Source organism: Haemophilus seminalis (assembly GCF_006384255.1).
GTDB classification, from domain to species: domain Bacteria; phylum Pseudomonadota; class Gammaproteobacteria; order Enterobacterales; family Pasteurellaceae; genus Haemophilus; species Haemophilus seminalis.
On sequence record NZ_VCED01000004.1, the window covers coordinates 63,905 to 79,038 of the forward strand.

A 15,134-nucleotide genomic window follows, 5' to 3' on the forward strand; every position below is an offset into this window, starting at 1 on the left:
CTAATTTGATACGCCACAATAAGAAGAAAAATGATGATCACTCAAGATTTTACTAAACCCATTGATTCCGCTACGGTGTTACAAAAAATCGTCTTAGACAAAGCACAATGGGTTAAAGCAAAGGAAACTGAATTTCCGCTTTCACAATTTAAAGAAAACCTTCAAAAATCTGACCGCTCTTTTTACGAGGCATTAGCAAAAGGTACGCATCAAAAGCCTGCTTACATTTTGGAATGTAAAAAAGCCTCCCCTTCCAAGGGATTAATTCGTGCTGAATTTAATTTGGAAGAAATCGCCAATGTCTATAAACATTATGCCTCTGCCGTATCTGTGCTAACTGACGAAAAATACTTCCAAGGCAATTTTGAATTCTTGCCTTTAGTTCGCGATATCGTGAGCCAACCTGTGCTTTGCAAAGATTTTATGATTAGCGAATATCAAGTTTACCTTGCACGCTACTATCAAGCGGATGCAATTTTATTAATGCTTTCTGTGGTAAACGATGAGACTTATCGTGTGCTGGCAGATCTTGCGCATTCTCTTGGTATGGGCGTATTGACAGAAACCAGTAATGAAGAAGAATTTGAACGCGCCCTTGCGCTTGGTGCGAAAATTATTGGTGTCAATAATCGTAACTTGCACGATTTAACTGTGGATTTAAATCGTGTTGTTGAACTCACTGAAAAATATTCCGACCGTATCCCTGCTGATGTACGTATTATTAGCGAATCAGGCATTTACAACCACAAGCAAATTCGTCAATTACAAAAAGTGGCGCATGGTTTCTTAATTGGGAGCAGCTTAATGGGCAACCAAGATTTGAATAATGCGGTTCGCTCGGTGATTTTTGGAGAAAATAAAGTATGCGGTTTAACGCGCGCGCAAGATGTCAAAATCGTTTACGAAAACGGCGCACTTTACGGAGGATTAATCTTCGTAGAACATTCAAAACGTTGTGTAAGTTTACGCCAGGCGCAAGAATTGGTAACCACTGCTCCACTTCGATTTGTTGGTGTGTTTCAGAATCAAGAAATTGACTTTATCGCAAAAATAGCCAGCCAGTTGCAACTTTACGCGGTGCAATTACATGGTGCAGAAACTGAAGGATTTATTACCGCACTTCGCCAACAACTACCAAAAAACACGCAAATCTGGAAAGCGATTTCTGTCAATACTGAAGCTCAAAGTGCGGTCGATTTTACTGATGATTTGAATGTGGATCGTTATATTTTTGACAGCAAAACAGCGAACCAACAAGGTGGCACAGGGAAAACTTTTGATTGGTCATTAATTCCTGAAAATCTTAAACATAAGATTATTTTAGCCGGAGGCATCTCACCAAATAATGTGGAGCAAGCCATTCAACAAAATTGCTTAGGCTTAGATCTTAATTCTGGAGTAGAAAGTTCTGCGGGCGTAAAAGATCAAGAAAAAGTGCGGTTAGTTTTTGAAAAAATTTGCGGTATTATGTAGCAGTTGCACAAAGACCGAAAATTGACTAATTTACCGCATAAATTTGAATGCCTTTCCGAATGAAAATTGTGAAAGGCATTTCTTTTACCTCAAATTCTAACTTCAACCTCGCAATTTTTCACATCAATTTTCCATTTTTTCAAACTCAAGGCGTAGCTATTCCACTCAACCTTCATTCAGGTAAGCTATTTCTTTCTATCTAGTCTATTAGCGTCTATTCGGTTCTATGCTGCCATCAGAATTTCATCGTATTCAGCTTGTTCTTCAAGTCGCTTAAAGTCGCGTGATGAAATTTCGTTAGGCGCAAAGGCTTTCATACCTAGAAACTCACCTTCACGATGCTCTGCCAATAACCAACCCATTCTTGAAATGACAGAACCCATAAGCAACGTTTAAGAACATCTTCAAAGAGTTTCCTATTTAAAGAAATGATAAATAAGTCAATACAAGACAAATGCATTAACACGAAAAATTCCAAATCAAATTTTTAGATGAAGAGATTTTTGTTGATAAGGAAACAATAGTGGAATATAATCCTCATCAATTCCTTATAAATAAGATAAGATGAAGAGAATTAAGAAAAAGCCGCCACCGCAAGGAAGCGGCTTTTTCACTTCTAAATATCTTTTATTTTAAAGCGATATTTTTGGAAAGTAAAGCGGTTATTAAAAGAAGTTAAATTAATTTTTCATTTTGTTTATTTTATTTTTCAGTTCACAATAGCAATACTAACTTTCATAGTTATTAATATATTTATTGATAATTTTTTTATCACTTCGATGTTATTTTTGGCTAACTATACTGTGTAAATAGATTCAATTATTATTGAATAATAGTTTAGCTCGAAAACATAATATACTTTTGTAAAGGATTATTTGAAAAAGATAAGGTAACTGCCACACTTTTACTTGCTATGTATAGTTTTTTAAGCCAAAGGTTGGACTAGGGATATTCCTTAATATCGAAACAGCCTGTTTCCAAGACAATTTATTGATTGCCTACCTGTCTTTTGATTGTGAAGTATATACTTTAAAGTTACTTTGATAATGATACAATAATATATTACAATAATCGTGTATTTAGATAATGAGAAAATCACGCAAATCAGAGAATTATTTACGTAGAAAAATTGAGTGTTTTATGGACTTAGGACAGGTATTTACTAGACGAGAAATAGCGGACTATATGGTATCGCTTTTTAATATTGATACTATTGAAACTATATTAGATCCTTGTTTTGGTGAGGGGGTGTTTATTCATTCATTATTAGAGCACCAGTTTAATTCAATTCAAGGTTATGAAATCGATCCTTTTTTATTTGAACATGTCAAGAAAAATAAACTAAATTATGTAGAATTGTTTAATTCAGATTTTTTATTATCGAATATTCCAAAAAAATATAGCGGAATTATTATGAATCCACCATATATTCGACATGAAAAGATTAATGACTTAAATGAATTAGGTATTACTAAAAAGCAGTTATCCAAGGAAAAAATATATGAAGGATTACCATTAAATGCAAATATCTATATGTATTTTGTAATCAAAGCAATATCCTTACTTAAGCCCAATGGTGAGCTTGTTATCATTTTCCCAAGTAATTGGCTTCAATCAAAACATGGCATAGTATTTAAAAAATTATTACTTAAAGATTGTTCGATAGTTAAACAGGTGTCTATAAAGGGGCAACTATTTGAACAAAATGCGTTAGTAGAAGTTGTTGTTTTAAAACTCGTGAAGGCTAAAGTGACATCTTTGACAGTAACAGATAATCTAATTTTTAATGGCAGAAAGTTGGTAAGGGATTTGTCTGATAATATGGATTTAGACGTTGACTTTCCTGATTCCTTAACTAAATTAGCTAAAATTAGACGAGGGTTGACAACGGGTTATAATAAAATGTATATCAATCCTCCTTTAAATAATTGTGAGGAGTATATTTTCCCAATTATCTCATCCCCTAAATCAGTAGTAGGTTACTCCACCAAAAATGCTCACTTAGATCAAATACTAATATTAGATAAATATAATTACAAGGATATTTCTAGTGATTTAAATGAATATTTAAATACTCATAAAAAAAATATATTATTTAACAAGAGCCCCAAGACTCTATTTGAGAAAATTAAGGCTAATGAAAATAACTGGTTCAAAATAAATAAAATACCATCAAAAGGGATTATTTTTGGCTATTTTATTAGAGATGAGATAAAATTTATTATACATGATTGTGACTCTCTAGTTAGAGATAATTTCTATATCATTGAGCCTAATATTGATAAATTATTGATGCTTGCGTTATTAAACAATTACTACTGTTATTACCAACTTGAAAAAATGGGTAAGGAATATGGTGGTGGGTTATTAAAGTTACAAAAATATGATTTAGAACATATAAAATTTCCTAATATAGAAACTATATTAGGAAATGATATAGAAAATCTGAAACGATTAGGGAAAAAGCTTATGGATTCAAAATCAGGATATCTAAATATTATTGATGATATTACTAAGGTGATTGCTAACTATAGTAGCATAACTTATGAAGTGATTAAATTAAGTTATATTAAGAAGAAAAGTAATAGGTTAAAAAAATGAAGGTTGTTAGTTTATTTTCCGGTGGTGGCGGACTAGACTTAGGATTTATTAGTGAGGGTTACAATATTATATGGGCTATAGATAATGAGCCTAATGCCGTGGCTACTTACAGAAAAAATATTGGTGAACATATTATATTAGCCGACATTAATACAATTAATATTCATGAAATCCCCAAAGCAGATGTATTAATTGGTGGTCCACCATGCCAATCATTCTCATTGGCGGGTAAGCGGGATATAGATGATCCAAGAGGAATGCTTGTTTGGAGATATTTAGAAATACTAAAAACTACCAAGCCAAAAGCGTTTGTGTTTGAAAACGTGACAGGGCTTTTATCTGCTAAAAATAATAATGGGGTTAAAGTATTAGATATCTTACAGAATGAATTCAGAAAACTGGGCTACAATATTTCAGTAAAAGTAATGAATGCCGTTGACTACGGTGTACCACAAAGGCGTAAAAGACTTATTATTGTTGGGCTAAGAAAAAATATTGTGTTCAACTTTCCCACTCCTACTCATGGCGAAAATTTACTTCCTTATATAAGTGTATCCGATGCACTAGATGACTTGAAAGATATTATTGCTAATGACAATACTTTTGTATCTTATTTGCAACCACCTCAGACAACATACCAAAAGTTGATGAGGGCAGATGAGCAGTTTCAGGTATCGGAGCATACAGCTCCACAGATGAGCGACTTAGATAAATATATTATTTCTCATGTAAAGCAAGGAGGTAACTATATGGATATTCCTAATGAAGTGGCTTCGGCAAGAATTAAACGTTTACAGGCTCAGGGAGGGCATACGACTTGCTATGGCAGATTAGATGAGTCTAAGCCTGCTTATACTATTAACACTTACTTTAATAGACCTAATGTAGGCTGTAATATTCACTATACAAATGATCGTTTGATTACTGTTAGAGAAGCATTAAGACTGCAATCATTCCCTGATTCTTATGAATTAGTTTCAACAAGTAAGCTTGGTAAACACAAAATAGTGGGTAATGCTGTGCCTCCTTTGTTATCAAAAGCAATTGCTAAACATCTAAAAAGCTATCTTTAAATAAATGATTTGATATTGTAATAAAAATTTATGGTAATTTAATAAGAGGTTAGAATGAAAATCAACTATAGTGATTCGGAGGTCGGTGTATTTCATCCTATTTGTGAAAAAGCTTTAAATCTTGCATTAGAAGAATTACATCTTAGCAGTGAATATCAAGTCTTACACCATCAGAGCACGGGTTCACTTGAAATGGATTTTGTGATAAAGAACCGCTCTACGGGGAAATATCTGTGTGTAATTGAAGTGAAAAAGACTAAAAATGCAGTCAATAGCGAACGCTATCAGTATCAGGCAATGTCCTATGTTCAATCTGCCATAGAGCAAATGGAAAAAAACTATTATATTTTAACTAATTTAGAATATATTACTTGCTTTCGATATGATAAAGAACGTCCTCGCTCCTACCAACAACGATTAGAGAATGGTTCACGCAATGTGGATGAGTTCAAAAATATTGTAACTGATAAAGATTTGAATGAATTTACTTGCAAGCTTAAAGATGCTTTTAAGAAATTCATAGAAAAATTTATTCACGATAGCTTTACTTATGATCATTCATTCCAGGAGTTTATTGAGCATATTAAATTATATAAAGCGGGTGATCTCTCAATATGGAAATCTTATCTGGCTGTTTGTTTTTACCAATACATTCGTGGTTCTCAAATACAGAAAAGAGTAAGTAGGAAATTAAAAGATATCAAAAACTTCAGAGGGAATATAGAGAAGCTTTGTGATGAAGCTCTTATGTTAAATTTTAAATCAATCTTTGACTATCACTCTAATCCTTTTACTAAGGATAATATAGTGGATAGGAGTATTATATCCGAAATGTTTAAATTAGGGCAAAAATACCCTATCGGTGATAAGATTGCAGATTTATTACATTACTATGTATCTTATGGGAAAGAAATTGATGGTGAAGTAGCAACTGATACTGAACTAAGTAAAGTGGTCGCGATGTTAGCTCATTTAATTCATGGCAATCTAAAGATAGATGAGTATATTTGTGATCCTGCGGCTGGTAGTGGTAATCTAATACACGCTACTGCACAAGAATTTAAAATATCTCCTAATAGAATTCTTGCCAATGATATCAATTCTAAATTACTTGAGATTTTATCTTTAAGACTTGGTTTAGAATATATTGACACTATCAAACCTAATAATTCACCTAGTATTTCAGATCATAATATTGAGACTCTGCCTAAAGAATATTTTAATAATGTAGGCGTTTTAGTGATTAATCCACCTTACGTATCCGGTATAAATTGCATCGACAGAAAAGAGTATTTTTTTAATCGAATTAAGGAATTAACAGGGAAAGAACCTATTACCCAAATTGGTCAGATGCCCTTGGAAGGAGCTTTCTTAGAATTGATTACTCATTTACTTCCTCAAGGAACGACCGTTGCTTGTGTTCTATCAAAATCACATTTACTTGCTAGGGGAGTAGAGTCAACTACTATTCGTAAGTTAATTTTGAATTCTTTTGGATTGCGAATTGTTTTCGACTATCCTAGGGAAAGTATATTTGAACATGTAATTAAAGACACTTTTGTTTTTATTGGTAAATTAGGGCAACCTGCGCAACGTATTGACTTGATAAATTGTATAGCGGATATTCCTGATGTAGATATTTTTGAATTAAAGAATTTCCTAAAAGAGAACTTAGGCGCAGAATGTAAATATGAAGGGGATGGTTTTGCGATTGCAGGCGTTAGCTATGACGTATTTAGTCAAGCAATTAATGATGGTTGGCGCTTTATTAATCCAACTCATTTAAGAATTAAAGATTTTTTAACCCAATATTTTTATCAAAACTCTCAACTACAAAGCTTAGATAAAACTCAGTTTAACTTACATAGAGGAGAAGTTGCAAATAAAGGGGGTTCTGATTTAATTTATCTAAATAAGAAATGGTTTAATAGCAAATTAAAGGATAAATATTCTGCTCATCTAAAATTAGGTATGAGAAATGCAGATCCTATGATAATGGTGTTATCTAAGGGAGATACCAATTTCTTATGTAGTGATGCTTTAAGCGATATGGAATTAGATGAGATTATTACTGTTTACCTTAATTATGAATCAGAAAAAGATAGCTCAAAAGTAAAACAGAAGAAAAAATCTAAATCACTTGAACAACTAAGATCTATTGTCAAGAATGAAAATTCTCGTAAAACGTTGACTAATTCAATCCTGATTCCTAGAGATATCAGAAGGTATGGTAAAGCATACTTGGCAACTCAAGAAATTTTTGTTTCTACAAATTTCATGATACTAAACCTAGAAGATTATACAAATGCGTATTTATTAACGACTTGGTTTACAACAATTTTCTATCAGCTTATCTGTGAGAATACGACTAAAAATCAAGAAGGAACAAGAAAAATGGAGAAACAAGATTTAGTTACAACAGTTATACCCAATCTTGAAATTATTCCATTAGACTTAAAAAATGAATTACTTGGAATACAGAACGTCACTTTCTTAGATTTAGAGAATCCTCAAGTTAGAGATATTGACATTTTATGGAGCAAAATTTTATTTGGCAATGATTATGAATATGTTTTAAGTAAGGCAAAAGAATACCTAAGTCAAATGGTAGAACTACGAAAAACTAGATAATTCTTAGAATACCTAATCAAAATAGGCGGTTGCTATTTCAATGTTAAAATAGCCTGAAACGACACCTCAACAGCCCTTTGAACATCACTCGACATTTGTCGATAATGATTGATAAGGGCTTGCTCTTTTTCGGCTAACTCATCACTTGGCAAACCTTGAAACATTTCCCCTTCTCCAGTTAACAGCCAGTTAATGTTGATATTCATCATTTCTTTTAGTTTGGTAAGTGCTTCTACATTTGGTTCACGTCCATTGCATAAATAGTTTTGAACAGAACGATATGGGATGCCCGATAATTCTGAAAATTCTTTAATGTTGAGATTTTTAGATTCAATAACCTGTTTTAATCTTTCACTTATACTCATTTAAGTATTCTATATTAGCCTTTTCATGCTCTCTATGGTAACTTTAAGAATATAAAAGTTACCCTAATGGGTATATTTTAATGTTAAATATGGAATAAATCAAAAGAAATGGCTCAACACTTCCTTCTTTCCAGTAAGGCGCGTACGATTTCTTCTCGTGAAGTAGCTCAACTTTCCGATGAAGAATTTGGCTTGCTTTGTGAATTGCGTTGGGGAAGTAAAGAAGTGGTCGTTTGTCCGAAATGTGGTGTGCAACATAAGGCTTATTGGATTGGTACGCGTAAGCAATTGGCGATGCAAGCATTGCAATCATACTTTTAGCGTGACATCAGGCACTATTTTTGCCAATCACAAATTGTCATTCCAAACCTACCTTTATGCCATTATCTAATGGGGCAATGCCGTGAAGGGTATTTCTTCGCATCAACTTGCTAGAAATATGGGGATTAATCCGAGAACGGCATTAGTCCTTTCTCACAAGTTCCGTAAGGCGTTACTTAAAAAACGCGACATAAGGCCCCTTTCGAGCATAGTGGATATGGATGGTACTTATGTTCACCCAGAGCCCCTCGCAAAGCAAATAAAAAATCTGACCGCATTGACTATCGCTTGAAAGAAAATCAGAACCCTGATAAACGTTGTGTGATAGTGGCACGCAAACATTATTCAGCCGAAGAAAAAGCCAGTAATGTGTTGCATTGTGGAGCGAAACGTTCGCACGTTTTCGTGGCACGAACCGAGTCACAATATGTCGTGAAAAGTTTTGCTAACAAATTCATTAAACCGAATACTCGAATCAACACCGATGAAAGCACGACTTATGATGTGCTATTGCCTTAAATCGAAATTGGGTTCAATGTATATCAAGGCATTTTCAAAACAAAGTATTTTATCCTCTAAATCTAATTTCTGTTGTTTTAACTGCTCAAGTTGATGTTCAAGAATTGCTTTTTCTTTATAGCTACTTTCGATTAATTTGGTAAGTTGAGAAATAAGGTGGGATTCTGCCATAATAAAAATCTCCATTGAGTTAAACTTTCAATGGAGATTTTAGTATTTTCAAGAGGTTAAGTATTTGTGCAACTGCTACATAATACCGAAAATTTGTTCTTAATCCAATCTAAGGCTGTGTTCTACAGCCTTTATTTTTGTTCTTTTTCAATCAAATAAGAACTCCTCTCAAATACAATAACATTACGTTCACAATTTGGACATATTTTTTCTATAAATTCTTCATTTCATGATTATGATCAAATTTTTTTTGAAGAAAACATTTATCATTGGCCAATTCCCACAATAAATGTGTGTCTTTGGAGTGATACTATGAATAATCCAGATGGCGTTTTTTCTGCGTTGGCAGATGTTTCTCGCCGAGATTTTATGAAATTATGTACCGCACTTGCGGCTACGATGGGGCTAAATTCTAAAGCGGGCGCTGAAATAACGGCAGCAATGACCAGCCCTGCACGCCCACCAGTGCTTTGGATTGGTGCGCAAGAATGTACTGGCTGTACCGAATCTTTACTGCGTGCAACCCACCCAACTGTTGAAAATCTCGTGCTCGATTTAATTTCCCTAGAATATCATGAGGTGCTTTCTGCCGCATTTGGTGAACAAGCGGAAGAAAATAAACATAATGCTATCCATAACTATTACGGCAAATATGTGCTTGTAGTGGATGGTTCCATTCCAATTAAAGACGGCGGTGTGTACTGCATGGTGGCTGGCAAACCAATTGTGGAACATATTCGTGAAGCCGCAAAAGGTGCTGCAGCCATTATTGCGATTGGATCCTGCTCATCTTGGGGCGGTGTTCCATCTTGCGGTGGCAACCCAACAGGTGCGGTCAGTCTTTCTGAAGTTTTACCAAAAGGCACACCAATTATTAACATTCCTGGTTGCCCTCCTAACCCACATAATTTCTTGGCAACCGTTGCCTATATCATCACTTATAAAAAATTACCAGCAATGGATAAATTAAATCGCCCATTGTTTGCTTATGACCGTCTAATCCATGAAAACTGTTATCGCCGACCGCACTTTGATGCCGGCCGTTTCGCAAAAGAATTTGGCGATTATGGTCATCGTCATGGCTGGTGTTTATATCATTTAGGTTGTAAAGGGCCCGAAACTTACGGCAACTGCTCGACACTAGAATTCTGTGATGTTGGTGGCAATAACTGGCCAGTGGGTATCGGACATCCTTGCTATGGCTGTAACGATCAAGGTATCGGCTTTACCAAAGGCATTTTCCAATTAGCGAACGTCGAAAACCCAACGCCACGCGTGGAAAAACCAGATGTGAACAATGTTGAAGGCGAAGGTGCCTCAATGACGGCGATTGGCTTATTAGGCGGTGCTGCAGCCATTTTAGCAGGTGTCAGCGTGATGACCTTGAAAGAATTGAGCAAACAACATAAAGCGAACAAAGCTGCAGACAATCAAGCCAATCAAGATCAAGGACATTAAAGATGGATAGACGAAATTTCCTTAAAGCAGGTCTGCTGGGAACAGTCACATCAGGTCTGCCCGTTGCAAAAGCCGAAGCGGTGGAAAATCTTCCACCCATTCCTGGCGCACTTGGTATGCTTTATGATTCCACACTTTGCGTTGGCTGTCAGGCTTGTGTCGCAGAATGTCAGCAAGTGAATAAAACACCTGTCAATCCAAAAGGTGAGCAAACCTGGGCAAACAATGACAAACTCACTCCGTTCACACGCAATGTGATTCAAGTATGGAGCGATGGCGATGGCAAAAATAAAGATAAAACAGAAAACGGTTATGCTTATGTTAAAAAACAATGCATGCACTGTGTTGATCCAAACTGCGTTTCTGTTTGCCCAGTACAGGCTTTAACCAAAGATCCTAAAACAGGTATTGTTAAATACGATCCTGATATTTGTACTGGTTGCCGTTATTGCATGGTGGGCTGTCCGTTTGACGTGCCAAAATATGATTATGACAATCCATTTGGCCAAATCAGCAAATGTGAACTTTGCAACCAAAAAGGTGTGGAACGCTTAGATAAAGGTGAATTACCAGGGTGTTGTCATGTTTGTCCAACTGGCGCAATTATTTTTGGTACCCGTGAAGAACTTTTAGCAGAAGCAAAACGTCGTTTAAGTTTATTACGTGGCACGGAATATGACTATCCTCGCCAACACGTAAACAGTAAAGACACTTATCGCGCAACGGTGCCAGCCTATCAATATCGTATTTACGGTGAAAAAGAAGGTGGCGGTACACAAGTATTAGTGTTAAGTGCGGTTCCACAAGAAAATTTAGGTTTCCCAGAGTTAGATGATATTGCTACAGGTGCACGCGCAGCGCATTTACAACACTTCTTGTATCGCGGTTTAGCATTGCCTCTGGTGGCGTTAGCTGGTTTAACAATGATGACTTATAAGAATATGCACGGCGATAAGATTCGTGAACGAATTGAAGCGCAAAAAGAAGCAATGCGCCAAGCGCGTAAAGAAATGGAAGAAGCGGAGGATGAACATCATGGGTAATCCACGTCCGGTGGGCGGTCGATTAGTTTCCGCCAGTATTCTCTTTTTTGCACCTTTGGCTGTAATTTGTATCTTATTAATTATCAAACGTTTGTTCTTAGGTATCGGTTCCGTCACCGCACTTAACGGCGGTTATCCTTGGGGCTTATGGATTTCCTTTGACTTACTTGTAGGTACAGGTTTTGCCTGTGGTGGTTGGGCATTAGCTTGGACAGTATATATTTTCAACAAAGGGAAATATCACCCTCTTGTGCGTCCCGCATTGCTTGCAAGCTTATTCGGCTATTCACTAGGTGGTCTTTCCATCACCATTGATATGGGACGTTACTGGCACTTGCCTTACTTCTACATTCCAGGTCAATTCAATACAAACTCGGTGTTATTTGAAACCGCATTTTGTATGACGATTTACATCATTGTTGTTACCCTTGAATTTGCGCCAGTTTGGCTCGGGTTCTTAGGATTGAAAAAATGGTTCAATAAGCTCAACAAAATTATGTTCTTTGTCATCGCACTTGGCGCACTATTACCGATGATGCACCAATCATCTATGGGATCATTAATGATCGCCGCTGGTCATAAAGTTCATCAAGTGTGGCAAAGCTATGAAGCATTACCAATCTTATCCTTGCTTACCGCATTTATTATGGGCTTTTCTATCGTAATTTTTGAAGGTTCTTTAGTGCGCGCAGGTTTAGCAGGAAAAACACCAGATGAACGTTCACTCTTTACCCAGCTTGCAAAAGTGACCGCTGGATTAATCGCACTTTTCCTTGCAGTACGCTTTGGCGAATTGATTTACCATGACAAACTCCATTATGTATTCGGATTCGATAAACTTGGTAAATTTGAAGCTTGGATGTTTTGGATGGAAGTATGGCTAATGACATTACCATTACTCACTTTATTCCTTGGTGAGAAAAAATCTGATTCACGTTGGCTATTTATTTCAGCCTTGAGCATGTTACTCGGCGCAGCCCTATGGCGTTTAAATTATTCAATGATTATGTACGATCCAGGTAATGGCTATCGTTACTTCCCATCAGCAGAAGAATTGCTAATTTCTATTGGTTTCGTTTCCATCGAAATTTGCGCCTATATTTTAATAATTCGTCTATTCCCTGTCTTACCAGTGTTGAAAGAAAAACATCATGAAGACTCGGAACAAATTATTGCCGAAAAAGCACAATTCAGTAAAAAAATGAGCGGAGCAGAATAATGACTGAAAAAAAACGTATCTCAATCGACCCTATCACACGCATTGAAGGCCATTTGCGTATCGATTGCGAAATTGAAAATGGCGTAGTAACCAACGCTTGGTCATCAGGTACAATGTGGCGTGGTATGGAAAATATCGTGAAAGGTTCAGATCCGCGTGATGCTTGGATGATTATGCAACGTATTTGTGGCGTTTGTACAACCGTTCACGCCATTATGAGTGTGCGTGCAGTAGAAGATGCTCTCGGTGCCCAAGTACCAGTGAATGCACAATATATCCGCAATATGATTCTTTCTGCTCATAGTATGCACGACCATATCGTTCATTTTTATCAACTTTCTGCGATGGACTGGGTGGATATCACTGCGGCACTGAATGCTGATCCCGATAAAGCCGCTGAAATGCTTAAAGGTGTTTCAACATGGGGACTAAACAGTGCAAATGAATTCCGCAATGTACAAAATAAAATTAAATCTTTAGTTGAAAGCGGTCAGCTTGGTATTTTTGCCAACGGTTATTTCGGTCACCCTGCAATGAAATTACCGCCAGAAGTAAACTTAATCGCGGTGGCTCACTACTTACAAGCACTTGAATGTCAGCGTGATTGTAACCGTATTGTGGCATTACTCGGCGGAAAAACACCGCATATTCAAAACTTAGCAATTGGTGGCGTAGCAAACCCAATCAACTTAGACTCTCAATCAGTATTAAACTTAGAACGTTTAATGTTTGTAAAATCCTGTATTGATCGTTTAAATGACTTTGTTACTCAAGTTTATCGTGTTGATGCGGCGATCATTGCAGCTTATTATCCTGAATGGCTCAATCTTGGTAAAACATCGGGCAACTACCTCTCTGTACCTGAATATCCAATTGATGGTGATAATTCTAAATTTGTTCTAACGGGTGGCTATATTGAAAACTTCGATATTTCAACCTTCCGTCCAATTACCCAACAGAAAGATGAATTTGTTGTGAAAGGCATTAAAGAAAGTGGTAAACACTCTTGGTATGAAGACGATGAACCGCTTGAACCTTGGGCTGGTTTAACACGTCCGAAATATACAGGCTGGCAAGATGAAGGAAAATATTCATGGGTTAAAGCGCCAAGTTTCTACGGAAAAGTTGTTGAAGTCGGCCCTCTTGCCTATTTAATGTGTAACTTGGCAAACCAAAATAAAGATACATTACATCACTTTAACCATATTAAAGGGCTGTATGAAAAACTGAGCGGCAATACCTTATCCGTTGACCATTTACATTCAACCTTAGGGCGTATTATTGCTCGTACCGTACATTGTTGCGTGCTAAATAATATTCTTGAACAACAATGGAAATTACTTGTTGATAATATTGGCACAGGTGATACCGTTGCTTATCTCAAGACAGACATTCCACAAACAGGTGAGTTTAAAGGTGTTGGTTTTGGTGAAGTACCTCGTGGTATGCTCTCTCACTGGGTTGTCGTTAAAAATGGCAAAATCGAAAATTATCAAGCTGTTGTGCCATCGACTTGGAATGCAGGCCCTCGTAACCAAAATGATGAAATGGGCCCTTATGAGCTTTCCATCATCGGTACACCCGTAGCAGATCCGACAAAACCATTAGAAGTTGTGCGTACTATCCACTCTTTCGACCCTTGCATGTCATGCGCAGTGCATGTTGTGAATACAGAAAATGGTGAAGTCACACAAGTGAAGGTGCTCTAATGAAACCATTAATCTTAGGTGTTGGTAATATTTTACTCGGCGATGAAGGCGTAGGCGTACGAATCGCCCAAGCCCTAGAAAATCGCCCTGAAATTCTACCGCACTTTGATGTGGTTGACGGTGGTACTTGCGGTATGGAATTATTGGATGAAATGGCGAATCGTGAGCATATCATCATCATTGATGCTGTACTTGCCAATAAACAGCCAGGAGAAGTCATTGTGCTTCATGATGAGCAAGTACCAGTATTTTTCTCGCGTAAAATTTCACCACACCAACTTGGTATTTGTGATGTACTTTCCGCATTAAAGTTAACGGATGAATTCCCTAAAAACCTATGTTTAATAGGGATTCAACCAGAAACTTTTGAGCCGCAGATTGAATTAAGTGAAACAATTCAAAAGCAATTTCCAGAAATTTTTAAAACATTAGAAAACGTTTTGAAAGAGTATGGATTTCACGTTCAAATGTAGATGAGAAATAATATATTTCACGCATGCCATAATTTACTCTTATGGTATGCGTGAATTGTTGAAATTAACCTCACTGTA

11 protein-coding genes and 2 pseudogenes are annotated in these 15,134 nt (G+C 36.3%); 10 read left to right on the forward strand and 3 right to left on the reverse strand.

Annotation, left to right across the window (positions count from 1 at the left end):
* The first annotated feature begins 33 nt into the window (after positions 1-33).
* On the forward strand, positions 34-1,473 hold the full coding sequence (gene trpCF / locus FE813_RS06585; protein ID WP_180978706.1) for a bifunctional indole-3-glycerol-phosphate synthase TrpC/phosphoribosylanthranilate isomerase TrpF: 1,440 nt from the start codon (positions 34-36) through the stop codon (positions 1,471-1,473).
* A gap of 224 nt (positions 1,474-1,697) precedes the next feature.
* On the opposite strand, the pseudogene FE813_RS06590 reads toward trpCF, so the two are convergent.
* Positions 1,698-1,894, reverse strand: a pseudogene (locus FE813_RS06590) (IS1595 family transposase); the annotation flags it as partial.
* A 719-nt stretch (positions 1,895-2,613) separates the two neighbouring features.
* Here FE813_RS06590 and FE813_RS06595 point away from each other — a divergent pair.
* From FE813_RS06595 to FE813_RS06605, 3 genes are read left to right on the forward strand one after another with little or no spacing between them, the layout of a single operon-like run.
* On the forward strand, positions 2,614-4,074 hold the full coding sequence (locus tag FE813_RS06595; RefSeq protein ID WP_180978698.1) for an Eco57I restriction-modification methylase domain-containing protein: 1,461 nt from the start codon (positions 2,614-2,616) through the stop codon (positions 4,072-4,074).
* Positions 4,071-5,147 (forward strand): DNA cytosine methyltransferase, encoded by a 1,077-nt coding sequence (locus FE813_RS06600; RefSeq protein WP_139989948.1) that lies wholly within the window; start codon positions 4,071-4,073, stop codon positions 5,145-5,147. Before FE813_RS06595 ends, FE813_RS06600 begins: the two co-directional genes overlap by 4 nt.
* Before the next feature lie 54 nt (positions 5,148-5,201).
* Positions 5,202-7,778: a BpuSI family type II restriction endonuclease gene (locus tag FE813_RS06605; protein WP_139989949.1), complete on the forward strand. Its 2,577-nt coding sequence runs from the start codon at positions 5,202-5,204 to the stop codon at positions 7,776-7,778.
* 32 nt (positions 7,779-7,810) lie between these two features.
* On the opposite strand, the gene FE813_RS06610 is transcribed toward FE813_RS06605, so the two are convergent.
* On the reverse strand, positions 7,811-8,143 hold the full coding sequence (locus tag FE813_RS06610) for a helix-turn-helix domain-containing protein (protein ID WP_139989950.1): 333 nt from the start codon (positions 8,141-8,143) through the stop codon (positions 7,811-7,813).
* A 108-nt stretch (positions 8,144-8,251) separates the two neighbouring features.
* On the opposite strand from FE813_RS06610, the pseudogene FE813_RS10870 reads away from it, so the two are divergent.
* Positions 8,252-8,980 (forward strand): annotated as a pseudogene (locus FE813_RS10870) (transposase); the annotation flags it as partial.
* On the opposite strand, the gene FE813_RS06620 reads toward FE813_RS10870, so the two are convergent.
* Entirely contained in the window at positions 8,972-9,154 is a 183-nt protein-coding gene (locus FE813_RS06620; protein WP_235898354.1) for a hypothetical protein, read from the reverse strand. The pseudogene FE813_RS10870 and the gene FE813_RS06620 sit on opposite strands and share 9 nt — an antisense overlap.
* 312 nt (positions 9,155-9,466) lie before the next feature.
* Here FE813_RS06620 and hybO point away from each other — a divergent pair, with 312 nt between their 5' ends.
* From hybO to FE813_RS06645, 5 genes are read left to right on the forward strand one after another with little or no spacing between them, the layout of a single operon-like run.
* Positions 9,467-10,612, forward strand: a complete 1,146-nt coding sequence (gene hybO, locus FE813_RS06625; RefSeq protein WP_139989951.1) for a hydrogenase 2 small subunit — start codon at positions 9,467-9,469, stop codon at positions 10,610-10,612.
* Between the two features lie 2 nt (positions 10,613-10,614).
* Entirely contained in the window at positions 10,615-11,655 is a 1,041-nt protein-coding gene (gene hybA / locus FE813_RS06630) for a hydrogenase 2 operon protein HybA (protein WP_005636015.1), read from the forward strand.
* Positions 11,648-12,874 (forward strand): Ni/Fe-hydrogenase cytochrome b subunit, encoded by a 1,227-nt coding sequence (gene hybB, locus FE813_RS06635; RefSeq protein ID WP_005629305.1) that lies wholly within the window; start codon positions 11,648-11,650, stop codon positions 12,872-12,874. Before hybA ends, hybB begins: the two co-directional genes overlap by 8 nt.
* Positions 12,874-14,583, forward strand: a complete 1,710-nt coding sequence (gene hybC / locus FE813_RS06640) for a hydrogenase 2 large subunit (RefSeq protein WP_139989952.1) — start codon at positions 12,874-12,876, stop codon at positions 14,581-14,583. Before hybB ends, hybC begins: the two co-directional genes overlap by 1 nt.
* Positions 14,583-15,056, forward strand: coding sequence for a HyaD/HybD family hydrogenase maturation endopeptidase (locus tag FE813_RS06645; RefSeq protein WP_139989953.1), 474 nt, complete (start codon positions 14,583-14,585; stop codon positions 15,054-15,056). Before hybC ends, FE813_RS06645 begins: the two co-directional genes overlap by 1 nt.
* Positions 15,057-15,134 lie beyond the last annotated feature (78 nt).

Excerpts from the sequence above, each read along its gene's own strand:
- hybB (WP_005629305.1), top strand. The coding sequence starts at position 11,648 with ATGGGTAATCCACGTCCGGTGGGCGGTCGATTAGTTTCCGCCAGTATT.
- FE813_RS06610 (WP_139989950.1), bottom strand. The coding sequence starts at position 8,143 with ATGAGTATAAGTGAAAGATTAAAACAGGTTATTGAATCTAAAAATCTC.
- FE813_RS06645 (WP_139989953.1), top strand. The coding sequence starts at position 14,583 with ATGAAACCATTAATCTTAGGTGTTGGTAATATTTTACTCGGCGATGAA.
- FE813_RS06605 (WP_139989949.1), top strand. The coding sequence starts at position 5,202 with ATGAAAATCAACTATAGTGATTCGGAGGTCGGTGTATTTCATCCTATT.
- hybC (WP_139989952.1), top strand. The coding sequence starts at position 12,874 with ATGACTGAAAAAAAACGTATCTCAATCGACCCTATCACACGCATTGAA.
- FE813_RS06595 (WP_180978698.1), top strand. The coding sequence starts at position 2,614 with ATGGACTTAGGACAGGTATTTACTAGACGAGAAATAGCGGACTATATG.
- FE813_RS06600 (WP_139989948.1), top strand. The coding sequence starts at position 4,071 with ATGAAGGTTGTTAGTTTATTTTCCGGTGGTGGCGGACTAGACTTAGGA.
- FE813_RS06620 (WP_235898354.1), bottom strand. The coding sequence starts at position 9,154 with ATGGCAGAATCCCACCTTATTTCTCAACTTACCAAATTAATCGAAAGT.
- hybO (WP_139989951.1), top strand. The coding sequence starts at position 9,467 with ATGAATAATCCAGATGGCGTTTTTTCTGCGTTGGCAGATGTTTCTCGC.
- trpCF (WP_180978706.1), top strand. The coding sequence starts at position 34 with ATGATCACTCAAGATTTTACTAAACCCATTGATTCCGCTACGGTGTTA.
- hybA (WP_005636015.1), top strand. The coding sequence starts at position 10,615 with ATGGATAGACGAAATTTCCTTAAAGCAGGTCTGCTGGGAACAGTCACA.